General features: G+C 62.1%; 18 protein-coding genes. 9 read left to right on the top strand and 9 right to left on the bottom strand.

What is annotated here, in order from left to right:
- Together NO362_RS09260 and NO362_RS09265 are read right to left on the bottom strand one after the other, a co-directional pair.
- The gene (locus NO362_RS09260; protein ID WP_256545004.1) at positions 1 to 1,947 is read right to left on the bottom strand and encodes a 3-hydroxyacyl-CoA dehydrogenase/enoyl-CoA hydratase family protein; all 1,947 of its coding nucleotides are present in this window, start codon (positions 1,945 to 1,947) and stop codon (positions 1 to 3) included.
- A gap of 223 nt (positions 1,948 to 2,170) precedes the next feature.
- Complete coding sequence (locus tag NO362_RS09265; RefSeq protein ID WP_256290676.1) at positions 2,171 to 2,932, bottom strand: IclR family transcriptional regulator; 762 nt, start codon at positions 2,930 to 2,932, stop codon at positions 2,171 to 2,173.
- Positions 2,933 to 3,723: 791 nt separating this feature from the next.
- Here NO362_RS09265 and NO362_RS09270 point away from each other — a divergent pair.
- The 4 genes from NO362_RS09270 (at position 3,724) to NO362_RS09285 (ending at position 10,373) form a co-directional block, all read left to right on the top strand.
- Positions 3,724 to 5,670, top strand: a complete 1,947-nt coding sequence (locus NO362_RS09270; protein WP_256545005.1) for an archaea-specific SMC-related protein — start codon at positions 3,724 to 3,726, stop codon at positions 5,668 to 5,670.
- Between the two features lie 58 nt (positions 5,671 to 5,728).
- A complete protein-coding gene (gene rdfA / locus NO362_RS09275; RefSeq protein WP_256290678.1) occupies positions 5,729 to 6,346 on the top strand; it encodes a rod-determining factor RdfA in 618 nt (205 codons plus the stop codon).
- A gap of 862 nt (positions 6,347 to 7,208) precedes the next feature.
- Positions 7,209 to 8,606 (top strand): SLC13 family permease, encoded by a 1,398-nt coding sequence (locus NO362_RS09280; RefSeq protein WP_256545006.1) that lies wholly within the window; start codon positions 7,209 to 7,211, stop codon positions 8,604 to 8,606.
- 96 nt (positions 8,607 to 8,702) lie between these two features.
- The gene (locus NO362_RS09285) at positions 8,703 to 10,373 is read left to right on the top strand and encodes an aldehyde ferredoxin oxidoreductase family protein (protein WP_256545007.1); all 1,671 of its coding nucleotides are present in this window, start codon (positions 8,703 to 8,705) and stop codon (positions 10,371 to 10,373) included.
- A 151-nt stretch (positions 10,374 to 10,524) separates the two neighbouring features.
- Here NO362_RS09285 and NO362_RS09290 read toward each other — a convergent pair whose 3' ends face one another.
- Entirely contained in the window at positions 10,525 to 11,571 is a 1,047-nt protein-coding gene (locus tag NO362_RS09290) for a VOC family protein (protein ID WP_256545008.1), read from the bottom strand.
- Between the two features lie 200 nt (positions 11,572 to 11,771).
- Between NO362_RS09290 and NO362_RS09295 the strand changes: the two genes are divergently transcribed.
- Positions 11,772 to 12,713: a VOC family protein gene (locus tag NO362_RS09295; RefSeq protein WP_256290332.1), complete on the top strand. Its 942-nt coding sequence runs from the start codon at positions 11,772 to 11,774 to the stop codon at positions 12,711 to 12,713.
- A gap of 29 nt (positions 12,714 to 12,742) precedes the next feature.
- On the opposite strand, the gene NO362_RS09300 is transcribed toward NO362_RS09295, so the two are convergent.
- Positions 12,743 to 13,525: a 2-keto-4-pentenoate hydratase gene (locus tag NO362_RS09300; protein WP_256290333.1), complete on the bottom strand. Its 783-nt coding sequence runs from the start codon at positions 13,523 to 13,525 to the stop codon at positions 12,743 to 12,745.
- Positions 13,526 to 13,633: 108 nt separating this feature from the next.
- Here NO362_RS09300 and NO362_RS09305 point away from each other — a divergent pair, with 108 nt between their 5' ends.
- Complete coding sequence (locus tag NO362_RS09305; RefSeq protein ID WP_256545009.1) at positions 13,634 to 14,020, top strand: VOC family protein; 387 nt, start codon at positions 13,634 to 13,636, stop codon at positions 14,018 to 14,020.
- A 130-nt stretch (positions 14,021 to 14,150) separates the two neighbouring features.
- Here the strand turns inward: NO362_RS09305 and dmpG are convergent, their stop codons facing one another.
- Positions 14,151 to 15,194, bottom strand: coding sequence for a 4-hydroxy-2-oxovalerate aldolase (gene dmpG / locus NO362_RS09310; RefSeq protein ID WP_256545010.1), 1,044 nt, complete (start codon positions 15,192 to 15,194; stop codon positions 14,151 to 14,153).
- Positions 15,187 to 16,128, bottom strand: a complete 942-nt coding sequence (locus tag NO362_RS09315; protein WP_256290337.1) for an acetaldehyde dehydrogenase (acetylating) — start codon at positions 16,126 to 16,128, stop codon at positions 15,187 to 15,189. The genes dmpG and NO362_RS09315 overlap by 8 nt, the downstream gene beginning before the upstream one ends.
- A 189-nt stretch (positions 16,129 to 16,317) precedes the next feature.
- On the opposite strand from NO362_RS09315, the gene NO362_RS09320 reads away from it, so the two are divergent.
- Complete coding sequence (locus NO362_RS09320) at positions 16,318 to 17,106, top strand: HpcH/HpaI aldolase family protein (protein WP_256545011.1); 789 nt, start codon at positions 16,318 to 16,320, stop codon at positions 17,104 to 17,106.
- A gap of 178 nt (positions 17,107 to 17,284) precedes the next feature.
- Here NO362_RS09320 and NO362_RS09325 read toward each other — a convergent pair whose 3' ends face one another.
- Complete coding sequence (locus tag NO362_RS09325; protein ID WP_256545012.1) at positions 17,285 to 18,769, bottom strand: aldehyde dehydrogenase family protein; 1,485 nt, start codon at positions 18,767 to 18,769, stop codon at positions 17,285 to 17,287.
- Positions 18,770 to 19,011: 242 nt separating this feature from the next.
- On the opposite strand from NO362_RS09325, the gene NO362_RS09330 reads away from it, so the two are divergent.
- Complete coding sequence (locus NO362_RS09330; protein WP_256290340.1) at positions 19,012 to 19,797, top strand: 2-keto-4-pentenoate hydratase; 786 nt, start codon at positions 19,012 to 19,014, stop codon at positions 19,795 to 19,797.
- Positions 19,798 to 19,995: 198 nt separating this feature from the next.
- Here NO362_RS09330 and NO362_RS09335 read toward each other — a convergent pair whose 3' ends face one another.
- Entirely contained in the window at positions 19,996 to 20,973 is a 978-nt protein-coding gene (locus NO362_RS09335; RefSeq protein WP_256545013.1) for an amidohydrolase family protein, read from the bottom strand.
- A gap of 98 nt (positions 20,974 to 21,071) precedes the next feature.
- Positions 21,072 to 21,839 carry an IclR family transcriptional regulator gene (locus NO362_RS09340; protein WP_256290343.1) on the bottom strand — a complete coding sequence of 256 codons (768 nt, stop codon included), beginning with the start codon at positions 21,837 to 21,839 and terminating at the stop codon, positions 21,072 to 21,074.
- Positions 21,840 to 22,200: 361 nt separating this feature from the next.
- On the opposite strand from NO362_RS09340, the gene NO362_RS09345 reads away from it, so the two are divergent.
- Entirely contained in the window at positions 22,201 to 23,451 is a 1,251-nt protein-coding gene (locus NO362_RS09345; protein WP_256545014.1) for a Glu/Leu/Phe/Val family dehydrogenase, read from the top strand.
- The last annotated feature ends 77 nt before the right edge of the window (positions 23,452 to 23,528 follow it).

The raw sequence follows: 23,528 nt of genomic DNA on the forward strand, positions 1-23,528 counted from the left end.
TCAGTCACCCCCGAAGTCCGGCTCTCGATCCTGGTTGAACGCCGCGACCCCTTCGAGCATATCGTCGGTGGTCGCGAGCAGTCCGAAGGCCTGACTCTCCATCGCGATTCCAGTCTTGAGGCTCGCGTTCTGCCCCTCGGTGATGACGCGCTTTGCCACTTCGAGCGCGGTCTGCGGGCCGTTCGCGAGGTCGGAGACGACGTCGTCGAGCGTCTCCTCGAACTCGTCCTCGTCGAGAGCCCGGTTGAGGATGCCCCAGTCTTCGGCCCGTTCGGCTGAGATCTGCATCCCGCGGTAGACCATCTCCTTCGTCCGCGGTTCGCCGATGAGGCGGACGAGCCGCTGGGTGCCGCCACCACCCGGGATCAGTCCGAGGTCGATCTCGGGGCTGCCGAGCGTGGAGCCTTCGGTCGCATAGCGGAGGTCGCACGCGAGCGTGATCTCTAGCCCCGCACCGAGACAGAAGCCGTCGATCTTCGCGATCGTCGGTCGCGGATAGTCGTAGATCGCTTCGACGGTCTCGTCGACGGTGGCCAGTTCCGTCGGCTCGGCCGTCGTGAAGCCGGTGATGTCCGCGCCGGCACTGAACGCGCGGTCGCCCGCGCCCTCGAAGACGACACAGCTGACTTCTTCGTCGTCGACGGTGTCGAGCAGGCGCTTGACCTCGCCGAACATATCCGTCGAGAAGGCGTTGAGTCGTTCCTCGCGGTCGAAGACGACGTTGAGGACGCCCTCGTCGGTCAGTTCGTGGCTCACGTAGTGGTAGGGGCCGCCGTCGCTGTAGTCGTAGAAGCCCCGCCCGGCGTCCTCGCCGGTGTGGCCGTTCTCGACCAGTTCGACGAGATACTCGGCCGGCTCGTAGCGCTCCGCGCCGGTCCGCTCGTGGAGGTCGCGGAGTTTTTCCACCACTCGATCGAGCCCGAGTTTGTCCGCGGTCCGGCAGGTCCCTTCGGGGAGGCCGCCGCCGAGACGCATTCCGATGTCGATGTCCTCGGGGTCGGCGACGTCGTCACCGATCAGCTTCGCCGCTTCGTTGATCATCCGGGCCTCGATGCGGAGCGTGTCGACGCCCTCGCCGTCTGTGGGTTCGTAGTTGACGCCCTCACTGTCCTCGTAGTCGTAGAAGCCCTTGCCGGTCTTCCGGCCGAGGTCGTCGTCTTCGACCCGGGACCGGATCGAATCCGGGACGGGCATATCCCACTGGTCGCGGGTGTGGGTGAAGATGTCGAGGCCGCCGAAGTCGTTGAGCTCGAACGGCCCCATCGGGTACCCGCGCTGGAAGACCATCGCGGCGTCGACGTCTTGGATGTCGACGTCGCCCTCGTCGAGCATAAACCCGGCTTCGCCCATCAGCGGCGTCAGCACGTTGTTGACGACGAACTGAGGGACGTCCTTGCGGACCCGAATCGGCGTCTTCTCGAGCGACTCGACGAACTCGATGCCCGCGTCGACGACGTCCGCTCGCGTCTGTTCGCCGGAGACGACTTCGACGAGGTCCATCTTGACCGGGGGATTGAAAAAGTGCATCCCGCAGACGTACTCGGGTCGGTCGGTGGCCATCGCGATGTCGCTGACCCGGAGACTCGACGTGTTGGTCGCCATAATCGTCTCCGCACCAGTGGCGGCGTCCACGTCCGCGAAGACGTCGCGCTTGATGTCGAGATCCTCGGGCGCGGCCTCGATCACGAGGTCGGCATCGGCGACCGCCGCCTCCAGATCGACCGTCGTCGAAATCCGATCGAGGACGGTGTCTACGTCCTCTTCGATCTGGTTTTTCTCTGCGAGCTTGCCGAGACTCCACTCGATCTGCTCGTACCCGTCCTCTACGAGTTCTTCTTCGATATCGCGCATCACGACCTCGTAGCCCGCAATTGCGGCCACTTCGGTGATTCCGTGGCCCATATTGCCGGCTCCGAGAACCGCGACATTCTCGATTGCTTCGTCCATCGAGTGATAGTTCGGAGCTACCATAATTAATTTATCGGAGGTTTGCAGTATAATGTGGAAACAGTGGCCGGCGAAATCGGTACGCCGATAAGGATATGCCGATCTCGTACGGTAGTAGGTGACTGGAGTCGTAAGACGGCCCTCCAGTCACGCGTGTTCGCGAGTGACACCAACCTTGTGCGAGATGTACTGTTTCGTCTTCGTACGATATATTCGGACGCTTTCAGGGCGCGTATTGGTAGTTGACTGAGACGATGTTCGCAGACTTTTGGACCTCTCTGACGAACTCGTCTCGTTGCTCGTCGTCGAGGAGTCGATCGCTCGGACAGACGATCCCGACTGAGCCGAGAACGCGATCCTCGACGCGGACGGGTGCCGCCACCGCGCCCATCCCGACCACCTGCTCGTCCCGGTCGATACTGTATCCCCGCTCGCGGACTGCTTCGAGTTCGGCGGTCAGTTCTTCGGGATCGGTGATCGAGTTCGCGGTCTGCGCTGGTAGCCCGCGCGTCTCGATGATGCGCTCGATGGACTCCTCGCCGAGATGGGCCAGAATGGCTTTGCCGCCCGCGTGTGTGTGAATCGGTGTCCGGAATCCGGGATAGATCCCCAGTTGGAGGGAGTCCGATCCGAATTCCGTGTGGAGAATAACGAATTCGCCCCGCTCTTCGACGTTGACGCTGGCCTGTTCTCCAGTCTTTTCCACCAGACGTTCGAGTTCGGGTTTAGCGACGTGAAATAGCCGATTCCGGTACTTCACCTGGCCACCCAGTTCGAGCAGTTGGAATCCGAGCCGGTAGGTACCGTCGTCGTTGACCACGTATCCCATCGTTCGCAGCGTCCGCAGGTAGTCGTGGACGGTGCTCTTCGGGAGATCGAGTCGTCGTGCCAGGTCGGCGACCCCGACCTGTTTCTCCTCTTTGAGTACTTCCATTATCTCGAACGCTCGTTGGACCGTCTTCAGCGGTGGTGTGTCGTCGCTCATTCTTACGCTGTGCATCAGACTCGACGGACCTAAAGACACCGGTTATTTCGGACAGTACGTCGGTCGAATCAGAGGAGCCACTCTCGCGGCGAAACTGTTGTATAGAGGCTCCTTTTCCGTACTAAGACAGGACTAACAGACAGTGTGGCCCGACAATCGGATCGGCTAATAGTAAAAAAGCAGACGCGTTGAGTGTGAGAAAGTATAGTAGCATTTGCAAGTCCTCACGCATCCGATCGTACGCTGTCGTGCGGTCAGATGCGCAATCAGTTGCAAATGCTACTATAGAGTTAGGATCCCGTCCGACATTCTCAGACGCCACGCTGGACATTTCAGACACACGTTCTGGCCAGAGGTGATGAGACGCTTGCGGTCGTCCGGCAACGAACGCGGTCCTCTCACGTGCCGAACGTAGACGTGATTCGGCGAACTGTCAGCCGTTCACCGAGGCGAAGGCTGTGGACCTTTCGTGGCCAGGACGTGCGGAGAATTATTACTCGGAATCGTGTTTCGTCCCACGGGTCGGCCAGCAAATTAACCCCACCACTGTCGCGGGGTCCTAACGGAAGTACAATTGTTATTCTCTCCGTGACGGAACGTCCGGAGCGAAGGACGTGTCCCACTCTTGTCCGGCGCCTCTGATCGGCGCATTCCGGCGGTTTGGGTCTGGGTGTGGCACCGGCCCGTCCAACGCTGTTCGGCGATATTGGACACGAGACCGACGAGGGCATCTGTCCGGGGCCAGATAATAGTACACAAAGTATATATACGCAAGAGAAAATAAGACAGGTATGGCTACATCCGAGCAACTGACTGACTCCGCTCACTTCTCGGTCGAGAACATCGGTGGGATCGACCAGACTGAGGTCGATATTCCGCCCGGCGTGACGGTTCTCACCGGCAAGAACGCGACGAACCGGACCTCCTTCCTCCGATCGATTATGTGCGCGATGGGGAGCCAGCGGGCCTCTCTGAAAGGCGACGCGGACGAGGGTCGCGTCGAGATGACGCTCGACGGCGACACTTACGAGCGAACGCTCAAGCGAGTGGGTGACGACGTCACCTTCGAGGGCGACGGCTACCTCGACGATCCCGAAGTCGCCGACCTGTTCGCATTCCTGCTCGAAACCAACGACGCCCGTCAGGCGGCCGCCCGTGGCGACCAGCTTCGTGACGTCATTATGCGACCTGTCGACGTCGACGCGATCCGCGCGGAGATCCGCCGACTCGAAACCGAGAAGGGCGACATCAACGACGAGTTGGCTAACATCGAGTCGCGAAAGCGCGACCTCCCGCAACTCGAACAGCGGCGCAACACCCTCCGTGAGAAGATCGAGGACAAGCGCGAGGAACTCGCCGAGCTCGAAGACGAGATCGACGACAGCAGCCGGGACGTCGAGCAGGGACGGAAAGAGCAGGCCGAACTCGAAGAGAAACTCCAAGAGCTGCGGCAGACCCGCTCGGAACTCGAAACCATCCGCCGCAAGATCGAGCGCCAAGAGGAGAGCATCTCGTCGCTGAAGCGCGAACGCAGCGACCTCGAGTCGGATCTCGACGATCTGCCGGAGACGCCGATGGGCGACCACCGGGACCTCGAATCCGAGATCGATCGGCTCCGTACGGAACGGCAGGATCTGAACACGGAGATCAACGAACTCCGCAGTCTGATACAGTACAACGAAGAGCGCCTCGAAGCCGAGGACTACGAACTGCTGCAGGACGGGGGCGCGGCCGCCGAGGAGAGCGGCGGCTCGCTCACCGACCAGTTGGTCGACTCCGACTCCGAGACGGTCGTCTGCTGGACCTGTGGCTCCTCGGTCGAGCGCGAGCAGATCGAATCGACGATCGACCGGCTGAAATCGCTCCGCACCGAGAAGGTCGACGCGCTCAACGACGTCAAAAGCCAGCTCGAAGAGCTGAAACAGGAGCAGCGAGAGGCGACCAAGAAGCAGCGTCGTCGCACCGAAATCGAACGCAAACTCGACGATATCGAGGCGGAACTCGACCGGCGTGACGAGCAGATCGACGCGCTGAAAGCGAACCGCGAAGGCCTGACCGACGAGGTCGAGTCTCTGGAGTCCGAAGTGGAGAGCCTCGAATCGGCGGACTTCGACGAGATCCTCACGCTGCACAAAGAGGCGAATCAGCTGGAGTTCGAGATCGACAGCCTCGAATCCGACCTCGACGACGTGACGAGCGAGATCGAAGAGATCGAAGCCGACGTCGAGCGCGCGGACGACCTCCGGGAACAGCGCACGGAACTCGTCGACGAACTCACCGACCAGCGGACGAAGATCGACCAGATCGAGGCCGAAGCGGTCGACTCGTTCAACGAGCATATGGAGTCGATCCTCGACCTGTTGGGATATGAGAACATCGAGCGTATCTGGATCGAGCGGATCGAGGACGCGGGCTCGACGAACGGGCAGACGCGCTTCGAGTTGCACATCGTGCGGACGACCGAGAACGGCGCGGCCTACGAGGACACGATCGACCACCTCTCGGAGAGCGAACGAGAGGTAACGGGACTGATCTTCGCGCTCGCGGGGTATCTCGTCCACGACCTCCACGAGTCGGTGCCGTTCATGGTGCTCGACTCGCTGGAAGCGATCGACTCCGACCGGATCGCCGCGCTCGTCGAGTACTTCGCGGACTACGCGGACTTCCTCGTCGTCGCGCTGCTGCCGGAAGACGCCCAGGCTCTCGACGACCGGTTCACGCGCGTGACTTCGATCTGAGCCCGATCGGGACCGACAGCCCAGTACATTTTTCAGACCCTTCGGCGAAAGAACCCCAATGTCAAACACGACCGACAATCGACCATCGAGCAAGGTGGCGCGGCTGATCTCCGAATACGGCCTCGACGGCCTCGGAGACGAGCTCGAAGCCCGCTGGACGGGCGACGGCGTCGAGCGGACGAGCCTGCGCGACCTCGCGGACTACTTCAACGAACGACTCCTGGAGCAAGCCCTCATCGACGCCGGAATGAGCGCGCTCGAGAGCGATGTCTCCTCGACGTACGAGAATCTGACCGACGATGACGTCAGTACAGGTGTCAGAACAGACACGCGCAATCGCCTCGAACAGAACGGCGTCGACGTCGACGCACTCGAATCCGACTTCGTCAGTTACCAGGCGATCAGATCGTACCTCACCGAGTACCGCGACGCCGAGTACCGGCGACTCTCCGACGAGGAGAAAGTGGAGAAGGACCTCCAGAGCATCCAGCGACTGATGACGCGGACGCTCTCGGTTACCGAAGAACGCATCGAGAAGCTTCGCGAGACCGGCCGGATCGACGTCGACGAGTTCGAGGTGCTCTTGGACGTGCAGGTGCTCTGTCAGAACTGCGGCGAACAGTACTCTATCTCGGAGTTCCTCGAACAGCGCGGCTGTGAGTGTCAGCGCGACTGACGCTGACTGTCGTTCACTCCCTGCACTCAGAGAGTTCCGGTTGGTTGCGCTAAAATTCGAGTTCGGCGGCGACCCAACGCAGAACGTATGTCGGACTCCGCGTCCCCCTGGACGGCTATCGTCGCGTTCGAAAGTGATTATTCAGCCGATCACGCTATCGTGCAATTACGTTCGTGACGACGTGCGTATGATACGAAAGTTCTGTATGTGAAAACGAATCTCGGAACACGACGCTGACTGAACGCCAATCGGAGTATGCAAACAACAGTACATCTGTTATTCGAGGCGCAGTTACGAGTGCTTTCAGTGACGGTACGTCATCGATTTTCCAGTAGAATATTCAATGTGTTAGCGTATGAGCGAATTATTCACCAATATCTACCACTACTTGCGCCCTAACATTTTGAGAAAATGTGCCCAAATCCGGATTTATCTAATTAATATCCAAAATCCATCTCTGAGCCAGTTGTTTTGACATTGAAAATCCTCTACTTTCGTCGTAAATGCTTCAATCAGACAGTGATCGAACAGAGACTCGTTCTCCCGGCGCCGTCCTCCGGCACTACCCGACGTCGAGTCTGACATCGACGACGGCTGTACGGTCGTCAGTTCGGTCGGCGTCGTTCGTGAGGACCGTATGAAATCTGGTGTGGCCTACGGCCCTCTCTGCGTTAGTCGTGTACAGGGGACACAGTCGGAAGACAAATATGTGTATAATGAGAGTTTTTGAATAGTTCGCCCCCGTCACGTGCACCGAATTCGGAGCCGTCGACCACGTCGAAGTCCGAACATATATACAACCGATCGTCGATAACTCATCCGTGTTGAAACGGGAGCCAGCGGCGGGGGGCACAGCGCGGCGATGACGAACGTCGCTACCGCTATCGTTCGTGACCGCGCGGCCCTGTCGGTCCCGATCGGGCTCGTCGCGGCGGCGGGCGTGCGGCTCGGAGCGCCGTTCGATCCCGCAGGGGCGACGATGCTCGCCATTACCGCGTTCTGCATCGCGCTGTGGATCGGAAACCTCATTTCGCCCGCCTACACCGGCGTACTCTGTCTCGGACTCGTCGGCCTCGCGTTCTCGCTCGACCTCGCTCTCTCGGGGTTCCGCTCGCCTGCGACGTGGCTCATCGCGTTCGGTCTCGTGATGGGCGAGGCGACCCGGCGGAGCGGACTCGCCGAGTGGACGGGCCGCTGGATCGTCCACCGCGTCACGGTCGAGGACTCCGCTGCGCATCCGGTCCGGACGTACCGTCGCTTGCTGGCCGGCCTGTCGCTCGCCGGACTCGCGCTCGTCCTCGTGATCCCGGTCGGGATCGTCCGCGTGCTCGTCCTCGCGCCGGTCGCACTCGAAGTCGGCGACCGGTTCGACGCCCGGGACGCGAAGCTCGGGCTGTTCTTCGGGCCGATTCTGATCACGTATCTCGGGACCGTCGCGGTGCTCACCGGTGGCTCGCCGAACATCGTCGTGCTCGGGATCTTCGAGTCTATCACGGGGACGTCGATCGCCTGGACCGAGTGGTTCGTCCTGCTCTTTCCCGTGATGGGCGTCGGTCGACTGCTCGTGATCCTCGGCGTCGTCTACGCGCTCTATCGGCCGCAGGCCGACTGGACGATCGAGGAACAGACGTCGACGTTGCGGTCGATGACGGGTGCCGAACGCCGGATGCTCGCGTTCCTCCTGGCGGGCGTCGCCCTCTGGGTGACTGACGTGTTCCACGGACTGCACCCGGTGTACGGCGCGATGTTCGTAGCGGTGCTCGCGTTTCTCCCGGGAGTCGGCATCGCGGACTTCGAGGACACCGTCGGCGATATCGACTTCTCGATCCTGTTCTTCATCGCCGCCGTGCTGGCGATCGGCGAGGGGCTGACTCGGACGAACGTCGCGTCCGCACTCGCCGAACGCCTCCTGACCATCGTCCCGACTGAGGCACCGCTTTTTGCGGTGCTCGCGATCGTCTTTTTGTTTACGGTGGGGCTGATGTTCGTCATCAGCGGCTTGGCCGCTGCGAGCGTCGTGACGCCCGTCGTCGTCGCGTTCGCCGCCGATGCGGGCCTCCCAGTCGTACCGATCACGTTGACGGAAGCGGTTGCGCTCCAGATGCCGTTCTTCCCCTATCAGTCGGCTGTCCTCGTCGTCATCTTAGCGTACGAAATCGTCGAGGCGCGAGAACTGATCCGCGTCGTCTCCGCGGTCACGCTCGCGACGATTCTCCTCTTGGTGCCGATCCAACTCGGAATCCTGGCGATGGCCGGGTGAGTGACGGACGCAAGCACGTGACGGCAGCGTGCGCGTGAACACCGCTCGCGATCCGTGGGCGACGGGTTTTTGTATTCGCTTGCGTATTTGCGTACGATGCTACACGCACACGGATCGCTGCTGACGGTCGACGTCGGCGACCGCACAGCGGAGACGACGAACATCGACGAGGAACTCTCGGAGTTCATCGGCGGTCGCGGCGTCTCGACCAAGTTGGCGCACGACCGGATCCCCTACGACGCGGATCCCCTCGGCCCGGAGAACCGGGTCTACCTCGCCTCCGGGCCGCTCCAGCAGTCCTCGATGAGCTTCACGGGGCGGATGAATCTGACCGGCCTTTCGCCGCTCACCGACGGGATCCTCTCCTCGAACGCCGGCGGCTACCTCTCGCGGAACTTCGTCGGCACCGGTCACTCGGTCGTCGAGGTCGCGGGCGCGAGCGACGAACTCCTCGCCGTGCACGTCCGCGACGACGGCGTCGAGTTCGAGGCCGTCCCCGAACTGGAAGGCGCGACCGTTCCCGAGGTCACGGAGGCGATGAACGAGCGCTACGGCCTCGAGAGCGAGAACCTCGTGACGATCGGTCCGGCGGGCGAAAACGAGGTCCGGTTCGCCTCGGCGATGACCTACGACGAGCGCGCCTTCGGTCGCGGCGGACTCGGCGCGATCCTGGGCTCGAAGAACGTCAAGTGTCTCACGTTCGAGGGCGACTCCGCGCCCGAGATCGAGATGCCCAACGAGGACGTCCAGATGGACGTTCACCGCCAGGCCGCGACCAGCGACGACATCTTCCGCCGGCAGGGGACGACTCATCTCGTCCAGATCCTCAACGACAACTTCTCGCTGCCGACGCGATACTTCTCGGAGCTCTCCTTCGAGAACGCCGAGAAGATCAACGGCGACCGCGTCGAGGAGAAGAAGTACAAGAAGGCGGCCTGTTCGGTGTGCGCGTTCGCGTGTAAGCTCCCGACCCGCGACGAGGCGAGTGGGCTGGAGACCGAAGGGCCGGAGTTCGAGACGATTATGGCCTTCGGCAGCAACTCCGGCGTCGACGACATCGTCGACGTGATGAAGTCCAACGATATGTGCGACGACCTCGGGATGGACACCATCTCCTGCGGCAACACCATCGCCGCGTACCTCGCCAGCGAGGACGAGTTCGGCAACGTCGAACTGATTCACGAACTCGTCGAGAAGATCGCCTACCGCGAGGGCGTCGGCGACACACTCGCAGAGGGCATCGACCGCATCTACGAGGACCTCGGCGTCGACAACTGGACCGTGAAGGGAATGGACTTCGCCGCCCACGACGGCCGCGTCGTCCACGGTCAGGGGCTCTCCTACGCCGTCTCGAACCGCGGCGCCGACCATATGTACTCGACGACGATGATCGCCGAGTACAACGACGTCATCCCCGCGGAGGGCACCGCCGGCAAAGCGGAGTTCATCATCGACAACGAGAACCGCAACGCCGTCCGCGACAGCGCCGTCCTCTGTCAGTTCGGTCTCGGTCGCGTCATCGAAGAGGAGATCTTCGAGGCGCTCTTCGACGTGGACTACGAGGACCTGCTCGCGGTCGGCGATCGGGTCGTGAACCTCGAACGGCACTTCAGCAATCAGCGCGGCCGCGACGCCGACGACGACACGCTCCCCTACGACCTGCCCGATCTGGAGTCCTCGATCCAGGAGTACTACGACCACCGCGGCTGGACGGACGACGGCGTCGTCCCCGGCGACCTCGTCTCCGAGTACGCGCAAGCGGACTGAGCTCGTCTCCCGCGTCTTTCTTCTCTTGTTTTATGAGCATCAACGGCGCTGTCTGAAGGCGTCTCTACCAAATAGACACGTCCCGGATGCTCGCAGGGACATCGCTCTGTGACGACGAAAATGGACAGACGCTGGATTCGGGAGTCCTCGTTCAGTCGTCGGCTGCTTCGGGCTCCATCGACTGGTAGCGCTCGCGGAGGTGGTGGCTTTCCTGATCACTCCAGTCGTCTTCGTCGGTGGGGACGAAGTCGTACTGGCGGCGGGCGTGTGAGCCGGCTTTGCCGCCCCACCAGACGAACGTGTCCGAGCCGTCTTCGGGCGTCCAGGTGATCGTCTCCCAGTCAGGGTCGAAGATGAGGTACCCGCCTGCAAAGATCTCGATCTTGTTGCCAGAGGGTTCGACGTAGTAGTTGAAGTGCGCTTGACTCACGCCGTGGCGGGCGGGGCCGCCGACCATCTCGATGCCGCGCTCACGAAGCAGGTCCGCCGCGCGTTCGAGTTCGCCCGACTGGCCGCCGTCCATATAGTAGGCCACGTGGTCGATCTTGTCGTTGACGTTCGCGTCCGGGGGTGCGTTCACGAACGCGATTTCGTGGACGAGCGGGGAGACGCTGAGCCACGCGCCGACCTGGTTGCCCTCGGGGTCGACGCCCTCCTCGCGGAGGTTGAAGTCCAGGACGTCCTCGAACCACTCGACGCACTCGGGGACGTTGGTGACGTTGAAGTTCACGTGGTCGATGCGTCGGAGTCCGGCACCGCGTTCGGGTTTGCGCGCGGGTTGGTTTTTGAGTCGGGCGCGGTTTTCTTCTTTGACCGTGTCGAAGGCGCGGTCGACGTCGTAGACGAGTTCGAAGTACTCGGGGGTCTCGCCGGGGTAGTCGAACTTGAGCGCGCGGCCCTGGCCGGGTTCTTTGTCCTCGTCGGCCCACTCGGTGTCGTAGCCGGAGTCTTCGATGCGCTGTTGTAGTACCTCGAAGTCGTCTTCGTCTTCGAGCATCCAGGCGACGTGGTTGCAGCCCCACTCGTCGCCCTCGCGAAGGATGAGCGTGTAGTCCTGCCAGTCGCCGTAGGCGGCGAGGTAGTAGGCGTCGTCCTCCTCGTGGCGGACGTACATTCCCATCGTGTCGCGGAAGTGTTCGAGCGACGCTTCGAGGTCTGGGCAGTACAGCTCTGCGTGTGCAAGGGTCGCAATACCCATACACGCGGAGAGCGCATCATACATAATAAATAATTCGGTGATTCTCAGTAAATCACAAACAGCGGACTCGCACAAAGGTTCGACGGCCTCCCGGCGCGTTCCAAACCGTGGGCTCAGTCGTCGACAGCCGCACCGAACCGACGCACTCGCCGCAGTCTTAGAAAAATGTATATAACAGAACTGCAAAACTGATACACAGTATGGCAGAACTTGCCAAACTTGGACACATAGCGTTCGAGACGCCCGATCTCGAGGAATCGTTGTGGTTCTTCCGCGACCTGATGGGTATGAAGGTCGTCGAACGGGAGGACGACACCGCATATCTCTGTGCGCTCCGGGATTACGAGCACCACACGATGAGCCTCACCGAGGGCGAGAAAGGCGCCGTCGATCATATCGCGTTCCGCGCGCAGAACCCCGAATCCGTCGAGGAGTACGCAGAGCGACTGGAAGAACTCGGGATGGACGTCACGTGGACCGAAGACGGTCACGAGGCGGGCATCGGCGACTCGATTATGTTCGAGCTCCCGGCGGGGCACCGCTTCGAGATCTACTACGAGATGGACAAACCCGATATCGACGGAGAACAGCGCTCGAAGATCCCGATGCGGCGCTACAGCCCCGAGTACGCGAACCGCGTGTACCCCCAGCGGATCGACCACACCCACGTGCAGGACGGACAGCCCGAGAAGACCTCACAGCTCTTCGAAGAAGAGTTCGGGATGGGACTGAACGAGGTCTTCAAATCCGAGGACGGCACGACCTGGGGTTGGTGGCACGCTACGACGCCGCTGCCGCACGACATCGCGGTCCACCGACTCGAAGAGGAGAAACACGAGTTCCACCACATCGCCTACCACCTCGATCACCTGCAGGATCTGTGGGACGCCGCCGACATCCTCTCGGAGAACAACATCGAGATCGACGGCGGCCCCGGCAAGCACGCCATCACGAACGCGAACTACCTCTACGTCAAGGACCCCGCCAGTGGCATCCGTCTCGAACTGTTCGCCGGGCCGGGCTATCTCAACTTCGAGCCCGACTGGGAGACCGTCGTCTGGCAGGAGGAAATCGGATCGGAATCCGACCACCAGTGGTTCGGCACGCAGTACAGCCTCGGCGGCATCCCGTACACCGAATAGCGTCGCGCGCCCGCGAACCTCGCCGTCTTTTATTCGTCGCTGAGTCGGGCGTTGACCGTACCGATCGAGGAGAACTCGACGGAGATCACGTCGCCCGGCGCGAGATCGACGGCCGGTGTCAGCGACCCGCTCAAGACGAGATGACCGGCTTCGATCTGCTCGTCTAAGTCTGCGAGGGTGTTCGCGAGCCACGCGACCGAGCGGGCGGGGTGATCGAGCACGGCCGCACCCACGCCGGACGATTCGAGCGTACCGTTCTTGTAGAGCTTGACGCCTTCGAGCGAGAGATCCTGATCGGGAACCGTCGTCTGCTCGCCCGTGACGTACAGCGCTGAGGAGGCGTTGTCTGCGATCGTGTCCTGGATCCGGATGTCCCAGTCGCGGACGCGGCTGTCGATGACCTCGACGACAGGCAGCACCGAACTGGTCGCGTCGAGCACGTCCAGATACGTCACCGGCGGCGAGAGCGACTCCTCCATAACGAACCCGATCTCGGGTTCGACCCGCGGCTGGAGGAGTTCGTCGCCGGGGATCTCTCGCCCCGCGACGAACATCGTATCGAGGAGGCGGCCGAAGTCGGGCTCCTCGACGCCGAGTTGTTCCTGAATACCGTCGCTCGTCAGGCCGATCTTGTGGCCGACGATCTCTGCCCCGTCGTCGAGACGGCGCTCGACGAGTCGCGTCTGGATGTCGTAGGCGTCCGACTTCGTCAGTTCGTGGTCCGCAGTGAGGCGATCGATCGGCGACTGCGTCCGAAGCGCCGTGTAGAGCGATTCGGCCAACTCCTCGCGGGTTTCTGCTGGAACTGCCATATGCTCGCTACTGAGTCGGGCATCAAATAGGTTGGTGTCCGGCATCCGAACGCGGGCCGCGAACGCTGACCCCCGTGATTTATGTCGACGCCTGCCCCGCCTTGGAGTATGGACGTGATTCACAGCGCGATTTGGGTATCGGACATCGACGAGACGCTCGACTTCTACGTCGGCGCGCTCGGCCTAGAGAAGACCAACGAGTTCGTCGGCGGCGACGACGCCCGAAACGTCTACGTCCGCGGCGAGAGCGACGCCGAGATCCAGTTCAAGCACAAGCCCGGTCACGACCTCGGCGAGCAGAGCCGCGCCCGCTTCGACCACCTCGCGCTCGAAGTCGACGACACCGACGCGGAGGTCGAGCGCCTGCAAGAGGAGACCGAGACAGAACTGCTCCGCGGCCCGCTCGACTCCACGGGCGCGAGCGCGCGCGTCGCCTTCATCACGGACCCGGACGGGCACGTGATCGAACTGGTCGAGCCGCGAGAAGATCTCTAATAGGGATTATCGTAACTGTTCAGAGACTCTCGCCGTACCGTCCGGCGAGAAATCTATGCAGGCTTACGATAATCCCTATAAGTTCCGAGAACCGGAGAGACAGAAAAACGAAACCGCGGTCGATTTGCCGTCAGTCGTCCGAGGCCGCTTCGGCGGTCTCGGCGTCTTTCTCGCTGGCGAGTCGCGAGGCGACGTCGGTGATCAGGTCCTCCTGACCGCCGACGACCTCCATCTCGCCGAGTTCGATCAGGATCTCGCGGGGGTCGATGTCGTACTTTTCGCCCGCGCGACGGGTGTGCCGGAGGAACGAGGAGTAGACGCCGGCGTAGCCCAAAAGCAGCGAGTCGTTGTCGAGTTCGGGCATCTCGTCGTCGGAGATCATCGGGACGAGGACGTCCTCGGCGGCGTCCATCGTGCCGAAGAAGTCCGGGTTGACGTCGTAGCCGGCTTTCTCCAGTGTACCGACGAGCACCTCCATCTGGGCGTTGCCCGAGCCCGCACCGAGCCCACGTAGACAACCGTCGATCGTCACCGCGCCGGAATCGAGCGCCGCGAGCGAGTTGCCGATCCCGAGCCCGAGGTTGTTGTGAGCGTGAAAGCCCACGTCGATCGAGAGTTCGTCGGCGAGCAGACTGACGCGGTCGCGGACGTCGCTCGGCAGCAACGCGCCGGCGGAATCCATCACGTAGACGGCGTCGGCGCCGTAGCTCTCCATCAGTTGGGCCTGTTCGAGAACCGTTTCGGGCTCTGCCATATGCGAGAGCATCAGGAGGCCGTTCGCTTCGAGGCCCTGGTCTTTGACGTACTCGAAGTGCTCCTCGGAGACGTCGGCCTCGGTGACGTGGGTCGCGATCCGGCAGATGTCCGCCCCGTGATCGATCGCCATATCGATCTCCTCGATCGTACCGATGCCGGGCAGCATCAGGACCGACAGCTCGGTGTCAGTGAGTTCCGGCGTCACGGCGTCGAGGTACTCCTCGGTGCTAGCCGCCGAGAAGCCGTAGTTGATCGAGGAGCCGCCCATTCCGTCGCCGTGAGAGACCTCGACGACGTCCATCTCGGCCGCGTTCAGGGCGCCCGCGACGTCTGCCATCTCCTCGGGCGTGAACTGGTGGTCGACGGCGTGCATCCCGTCGCGGAGCGTCATATCGACCAGCCGGACCGAATCAGTCATCGCTGACACCCCCGATGGGGCTGGCGTCGACTGGCTGCTGTGCGATCCGTTCGGCGGCACCGAGTGCTGCGCTTGTCATAATGTCGAGGTTGCCCGCGTACGGCGGGAGATGTTGGCCCTCGCCCTCGACTTCGATCATCGTGGTGAGGATGATCGAGTCGCCGAGGTCGAAGGCGACGTCGTCTTGGTCTTTGACTGTCGGTTCGAGCGTGACCTCGTAGCCGGGGACGTACGTCTGGACGTCCGCTTCGATACGGGAGACAGAGTCGCGGACCTCGTCGACGTCCGTGTTCTCGTCGACCATCGTGTAGACGGTGTTCCGCATCATAATCGGCGGCTCCGCCGGGTTCAGGGTGATGATCGCCTTCCCGTCGTCGGCCCCGCCGACCTCTTCGAGTCCCGCCGCGGTCGTCTGGGTGAACTTGTCGATGTTACCTCTCGTGCCCGGGCCGGCGCTCTTCGAGGCGATGTGCGAGATCATCTCGGCGTACTCGACGTTCGAGACGCGGTTGACGGCGTGGACGAGCGGGATCGTCGCCTGGCCGCCGCAGGTGACCATATTGATGTTCTGCGTCTCGCCGATCACGTCGTCGAGGTTGACGACGGGAACGGTGTAGGGACCGATCGCGGCCGGTGTGAGGTCGATCGCGAACAGACCGAGATCCTCATAGACCGGCGCGTGCTGTTCGTGAATGCCCGCGCTCGTGGCCTCGAAGACGATGTCGAACTCGTCTGCGTGTTCTTCGATGCTGTCGATGCCTTCGGTGCCGACGTCGATCCCTTGTTCGACGGCGGCCTGGAGTCCTTCGGACTCCTCGACCGGGAAGATACCTACCATCCGCTGGAGGTCGATATTCTCACTCCGGTCGAGAATCTTGTACATCAGGTCGGTTCCGATGTTACCCGGACCGACTATCGCCGCATCTAACGACATATCGTTCGGTAGGAATTTATCGTACAAATAACTTCGCCTACGGTACGCGAGCAGATCGGATAGGACGGTGGGAAATCCCGCGCGAAACGCGGATACGGACTCCGTAATGTCAATCACGAGATTCGAATGCGACCGCCGAATATGATGCGTACCCGAAAGTTCAAGCGATTTGCAGCGGTACCCGACGGTATGGGAGACGACCTCAGTCTCGGAGACGACTTCACGTCGCGACTCCGCGCGTGCGAACCGGTCGCCGGCTGTTGGATCTCGATCGGCCATCCCGCCAGCGCCGAACTCCTCGCCGGCGTCGGCTACGACTTCGCCGTACTGGACGGCGAACACACCGAGATGACGCTGGAAGCGCTAGCGACGGTGGTCCGGGCTGTCGCTGCCGCGGGCACGGACACGGTCCCGATCGTTCGCGTCGCCTCGAACGATCCGACCGAGGTGAAGCGCGTCCTCGACCTCGGTCCGGTGGGCGTGATGGTGCCGTCCGTCGAGACGGCCGCGGAGGCCGAACGCGCCGTCGACGCCTGCACCTATCGACCGCACGGGCGCCGCGGCGTCGCGGGCTACCGTGCGGCCGGCTACGGCGCGAACCTGCAGGAGTACGTCGAATCGGCGAGCGAGGAGGTGCTGACGATCGTGCAGGTGGAGTCCGAGCGGGGCGTCGAGAACGTCGCGGAGATCGCCGCCGTCGACGGCGTCGATGCGCTGTTCATCGGCCCGGTCGACCTCTCGGCCTCGCTGGACGTGTTCGGCGACTACGACGCCGACGCGATGCAGGACGCGGTCGAGCGGATCGTCGACGCGGCGGACGAGGCGAACACGCCAGTTGGCACGCTCGCGACGAGCCGTGCGGAAGTCGGCGTCCGCGACGACTGGGGCGTCGACTTCCTGGCGATGGGGCCGGATCTGGCGATGCTCGGTGAGACCGCCCGGGATTACCTCTCGACGTACCGCGGGCGGCACGAATAGCAGCGATGCTGTCGGTGTCAGATCAGGTCAGGCCAGATCAGGTTAGGTCAGAGTAGAACGACGCGAGAGAGAAGGACAGTCCTGGCGTCAGTCCCTTTTATAGGGGTTATCGTAAGTCTCCATAGATGTCTCGCCGGACGGTACGGCGAGAATCTCCGAACAGTTACGATAATCCCTATTAGAAGGGGTACTCGCGTGGTTCGCGCTGGACGGACGTCCACTTGGTCTGGGTGAACTCGTCGATGATCCACTTGCCGTTGTAGCGGCCCATCCCCGAGTCTTTCACCCCGCCGAAGGGGACGTGTGGTTCGACGTTGACAGTCTGGTCGTTGACGTGGACCATCCCGGCCTCGATCCGGTCGGCGACGTCGCGAGCGCGGCCACGATCGGCTGAGTGAACCGACGCTGCGAGGCCGTACTCGGTGTCGTTTGCGAGTTCGACCGCTTCGTCGTCGTCGCTGAAGGGGATGATCGGCGCGACGGGTCCAAAGTGCTCGTTGCACGCGGCGGCCATCTCGTTGGTGACGTCCGTGAGGACGGTCGGCTCGACGAACAGGCCCTCGCCAGCACCGCCGGTTTCGAGAGTCGCCCCCTGCTCGACGGTGCGGTCGATGTAGTCGAGCATCTCCTCGCGCTGGTCCGCGTTGATGATCGGGCCGATCACGACGTCGTCGTCGAGCGGGTCGCCGATCTTCAGTTCGGCGGCGCGCTCGGCGAGTCGTTCGGCGTACTCCTCGTAGATCGACTCGTGGACGAGGTGGCGGTTGATCGAGATGCAGACCTGTCCCTGATTCCAGAACGAGCCGAAGACGCCCGCATCGACAGCCGCGTCGAGGTCGGCGTCTTCGAGCACGACGTGGGGGTTGTTGCCGCCGAGTTCTAAAGCGGGGAACGCGAAGTGATCGACCGCGTTCTGGCCGACCATCTGCCCGACTGGGGTCGATCCGGTGAAAGCGATGACCTCACAGTCGGGGTGCGAGGCGACGCGGTCGCCGGCCTCGGGGCCGGTCCCGGTGACGACGTTCAGGACGCCCTCGGGGAGGCCGGCCATCTCGAAGAGGCGCGCGAGCAGCAACCCTCCGGAGATCGACGTTTCCTGTGCGGGCTTGAGCACGACGCTGTTTCCGAGCGCGATGGCGGGCGCGACCGCGCGGATCGAGAGCTTCAGCGGGACGTTCCACGGCGAGATCACGCCGACGACGCCGACTGGCTCGCGCTGGATGATGTTCTCTTTGCCGGGGATCTTCGACTGATTGTGCCCGCCGGAGGAGCGAAACGCGAAGGATGCCGCGTCGTGAACGAAAGTGATGGTCCCGCCGACTTCGATGTCCTGGCGCGGCTTCGTTCCGCCGCTCTCGACGGCGAGAATCTCTCGAATTTCGTCCTCGTACTCCTCGATGAGGGTCGCCGCGCGGCGGACGACGGCGGCGCGTTCGTCGGGGGTCGTCTCCTCCCACTCCGCCTGGGCCCGCGTAGCGGCCTCGAAGGCGCGATCGACGTCGTCGACTGAGGCCGCCGGGACCTCCGTGACGGACTCGCCGGTCGCGGGGTTCGTCACGTCGATTCGGTCTCTGTCGTCGGGCGTTTCCCACTCACCGTCGATGTAGAGGGCGTTCCAGAAGGCGTCGATCGAGATCTCCTGGGATACCTCACTCTCGGACATACACGTCTACGAACACGTCCCACGAGTAAAATAATACCGACCCCGGAATTGGTTGCTCATTGTGGATCAAAGGCAGAAATGTAATCGTATTCAATTACTCAACTCCAGTGTGCAGGCGAAGCAGGATCGCCGTGCACCCGTGGACTGGTTTCGATCCGAAAACGGGACTGGGCCGACTCGCGGGGTGAACGTCGCTGTGAGTGTCGAAAGTATAATGAATGCACCAGCGAACGTAGGAACGTATGCCACTCAGCCAGGACGAGATCGACCGCTTCGCGACGACACTGTACGAGGCCTACGACGAGAAAGAGCCGATCGCGCCGCTATCGGACGAGACCGAATTTTCGACCGAAGACGCCTACCGCATCCAGTTCGAGGTGTTCGACCGACTCAGCGAAGGCGGCCGCGAGGACATCGTCGGCCACAAACTCGGACTCGTCAGCGAGGCGAAACAGGAACAGCTCGGGATCCCGGAGCCGATCTTCGGGTACGTCGCCCACGAAACGGTACTGGATAACGAGCCCGTGCCGACCGCAGAGATGATCTCGCCCCGCATCGAGGCCGAGATCGGTTTCATCCTCGACGAAGACCTCACCGCACCGGTCTCGACGATGGACGTCCTCACGTCGACGCGGGCCGTCGTCCCAGTCGTCGAGATCCTCGAAAGCCGCTTCCAGGGTTGGTCGATCCCCTCGGCACAGGACGTGATCGCCGACCTCACATCCGCCGGCAAGGTCATCGTCGGCGAGCAGTACCGCGACGTCACTGACCTCGATCTGAAGATGGAGGGCGTCGCCGTCTCGGTGAACGGTGAGGTCGAAGCGACGGGGCTCGGTGCGGACATTATGGGTAATCCCGCGCGACCGGTGGCGTGGCTCGCCGACCGTCTGGCGGACGTCGACGACGGACTCCGCGAGGGCGAACTCGTGATGAGCGGCGGCATCACCGCAGCCATCGACATCGAACCCGGCGACGTCTACAACGTCGAGTTCTCGAACCTGGGCTCGATCGAAGTCCGCGCCGAGTAGCGAATCCACACCCTCTGTTTTTCTTTTTGAAAACGGTGTGGGATGAGAGGGCGAAACGCGGTAACTGCCGCTACAGGACTATTTACAGCCATATCTGATTTGGAAATAACACACGTACGCCTGTTTGAACGGAATTAAACGACGTTTTTGGGAGTGTTCGTCACCGAGAGAATTCTGAATACGAAAACGCGCCCCCGACTACTCGATCAAGTCGTAGAGGTTGTTTGCGAAGATGTCTGCGCGCGTGTCGGAGTCGACGTCCATCCGTTCGACCGCGTCGATCGTCACGTTGACGGTACGACGGCCCCGCTCGGGGCTGAACGGGTAGTCGGTGCCGAAGACGACGTTCCCGTCGTTGAAGAACGAGTCGGCGCACTCAAGCGCCGGCGTGGACCCCGAGACGGCCGTGTCGGCGTAGAACTTCTTGAAGTACTCCTCGGCCGGCTGCGAGAGCGACGCGGCGTTCTCGTGGAAACCGGGGTAGTTCTCGGGATACGCCTGTCGCTGCTGGTAGAACATCTCGATGCGCCGCCCGTAGAAGGGGACCATTCCCCCGCCGTGGTGCGAGACGACCTTCAGGTCGGGGTATGCTTCCATCACGCCGCCGAACACCAGCCGCGACAGTGCGAGCGTCGTGTCGAACGGCCAGCCAAATAGACGGTGTTCCATATACTCGGAGGCCCAGTCGTACCACTCCCAGAGTTGCGGATGGATCCACAGCGGGGTGTCGGTTGCCTCGGCCTCCTCGAAGAGCGGCCAGAACTGCTCGTCGTCGAGCGGGCGACCGTCGACGTTCGAGAAGATCTGGACGCCGGCCATATCCAGGTCGCCGACGCAGCGGTCGAACTCCGCGAGGAACGCCTCGCTCACCATCGGGAGCGTCGCGACCGGGATGAACGAGTCGGGGTGCTCGTCGGCGAGCCGACGGATCTCGTCGTTGGCGAGGCGCGTGATCTCCAGTGCGAGATCGTGATCCATCCCCTGGAACATCGTCGGGAGCGCGAGCGTGATGATCTGCTTGTCGACGCCGTAGTCGGCCATATCCTGCTTTCGCTGTTCGACGTCCCAGAGGAACTCCGGCCGACCGGAGAGGCCCTGAAAGCCGAACTCGTCGGTCAGTTTCTCGAAGAAGTGTTCGGTCAGGATGTGCGTATAGCCGTCGACGATTTCTGGCATAGTGGCTACTACTCCCGAGGGGAGTGATAATTGTTCTCACTAACGAGCGCGGTGTACCGGGCGTGAACCGCTGGCCGACTCGACTCGGTGGCGGCGATTTACTGCCGGGCGTACTTGATGTCCAAGGCGAGTTCGTGGGCGGTGCTCTCGACCTCCGCGGTGATGTCGTCGTCGAAGCCGGCGTTCCCGAGCCGCTTCGTGGGCGCGGAGATGCTGATCGCGCCGAGAACGTCACCGCCGAGTTTGACCGGCGCACCGATACACGTGAGCCCCTCCGTGCGCTCCTCGTTGTCCGTCGCGTATCCACGTTCCCGGATCCGATCGAGCTCCGTGAAGAGTGTCTCGCGGTCGGTGATGGTGTTCTCGGTCGCCTCCGGCAGCCCCCACTCGTCGACGATCGCCTCGACGCGCTCGCGAGGGAGTGACGCGAGGATGGCCTTCCCGATGCCGATGTTGTGCAAGCGAAGTCGGTATCCGACGTGCGTATCGAGGTTGACAGCGTAACTCCCGCGGGACTGATAGAGATACACCGCGCGGCCGTTCTCCTCGGTCGCCAGGTTCGCCAACATTCCGGTGTCGGTCGCGAGTTGGTCGATCTTCGAGCGCCCGTACTGATACAGCGGTGAGCGACTGCGAACGTGGCCACCCAGGGAGAGAAACTTCAGGCTGAGCGCGTACTCGTCGCCGTTCTTTTCCACGTATCCGTGCTCTCTGAGCGTACTGAGGTGGTTGTGAATGCCGCTCTTGCTCATCTCGAGGCGATCTTCGAGTTCGCTGAGCCGAAAGCCGTCGTCGGTATCGAGCGTCTCGATCAACTCCAACGTCTTCTCGCTGGTTCGTACGGGGTGGTTCGCCTTCTTGGTCATATGTACCCGATAGATAAGGAAGTACATACATTTTCGGTGTGAAAACTAACTGTATCCTGTGTTGAGGTATATTACAACATTATATAAGTTTATTTGTATTGATATAGAGTTTTGAATGAGGTAGGTATCCAATTCTGATACGCTATTTTCGAATCATAAGTGTTGGAACCACTCTTAGCCAGACAAAATATTTCAATACTTGACTTTTAAATAAAACTATATAGTAGTTCACTTTTAGAAGTGTTTTTATACACTAATAGACACCTGAATTTAACCAATCGAAATATTCTATCGATTTATGAGGCACAAGTCACGGCTTTGTACAGCAGCGTTTAAACTCCCCCCGACAGACTGAATCAATATGTCTGAAGCGAATCCGTTCGAAAGCCTTCAAGAGCAAGTAGACGACGCGGCGGCATATCTCGATGTCGGCGACGACGTCGTCGAACGCCTGAAGCACCCCGAGCGCGTGCTCGAAACCAACCTGTCGGTGGAGATGGACGACGGCGAGATTCGGCGCTTCAAGGCCTACCGCTCGCAGTTCAACGGCGACCGCGGTCCCTACAAGGGCGGGATCCGCTATCACCCGAACGTCTCGCGCGACGAAGTCAAGGCGCTCTCCGGATGGATGGCGTACAAGTGCGCCATCGTCGGCATCCCGTACGGCGGCGGCAAGGGCGGCATCATCGTCGACCCCGACGAGCACTCGGAATCGGAACTGGAACGGCTCACCCGCTCGTTCGCCAAAGAGCTCCGTCCGCTCGTCGGTCCCGACCGCGACATCCCCGCACCCGACGTGAACACGGGCCAGCGCGAGATGAACTGGATCAAAGACACCTACGAGACCCTCGAAAACACGACCGCTCCCGGCGTCATCACCGGAAAGGCGATCTCCTCTGGCGGCAGTGAGGGCCGCGTCGAGGCGACGGGTCGCTCGACGATGCTCACGGCTCGCGACGCCTTCGAATACCGGGGTGGCGACATCGGCGACGCGACCGTCGCGGTACAGGGCTACGGGAACGCGGGCTCGATCGCTGCCAGACTCATCGAGGACCTCGGCGCAACCATCGTCGCCGTCTCCGACTCCTCAGGCGCTATCTACGACCCCAACGGACTGGACGCCGTCGCCGTCAAAGAGCACAAGAACGAGACCGGCTCCGTGACGGGCTACGGCGATGTCGAGGAGATGACGAACGACGATCTGCTGACGCTCGACGTCGACCTGCTCGTCCCGGCGGCGCTCGAAAACGCAATCGACGCCGACCTGGCCGAAGACGTCGACGCCGACATCATCGTCGAAGCCGCGAACGGCCCCCTGACGCCCGACGCCGACGACATTCTCGCCGATCGCGACGTCCTCGTCGTCCCGGACATCCTCGCGAACGCGGGCGGCGTCACCGTCTCGTACTTCGAGTGGGTCCAGAACCGCCAGCGCTTCTCGTGGACCGAAGAGCGCGTCAACGACGAACTCGAAGCGGTGATCACGAGCGCCTTCGACGACCTCGTCGACGCCTACGAGACGCACGACCTGCCGAACTTCCGCGTCGCGGCCTACGTCGTCGCCATCCAGCGGATCGTCGACGCCTACACCAACAGCGGCAACTGGCCGTAGACGGGCGTTCACACGCCGATCGGGTACTCCGCTTCTTTCGTCTGTGTCGGATCCGATCACTCGGGCGTCCAGCCTCG

The organism is Halobellus inordinatus (genome assembly GCF_024498335.1).
GTDB classification, from domain to species: domain Archaea; phylum Halobacteriota; class Halobacteria; order Halobacteriales; family Haloferacaceae; genus Haloquadratum; species Haloquadratum inordinatus.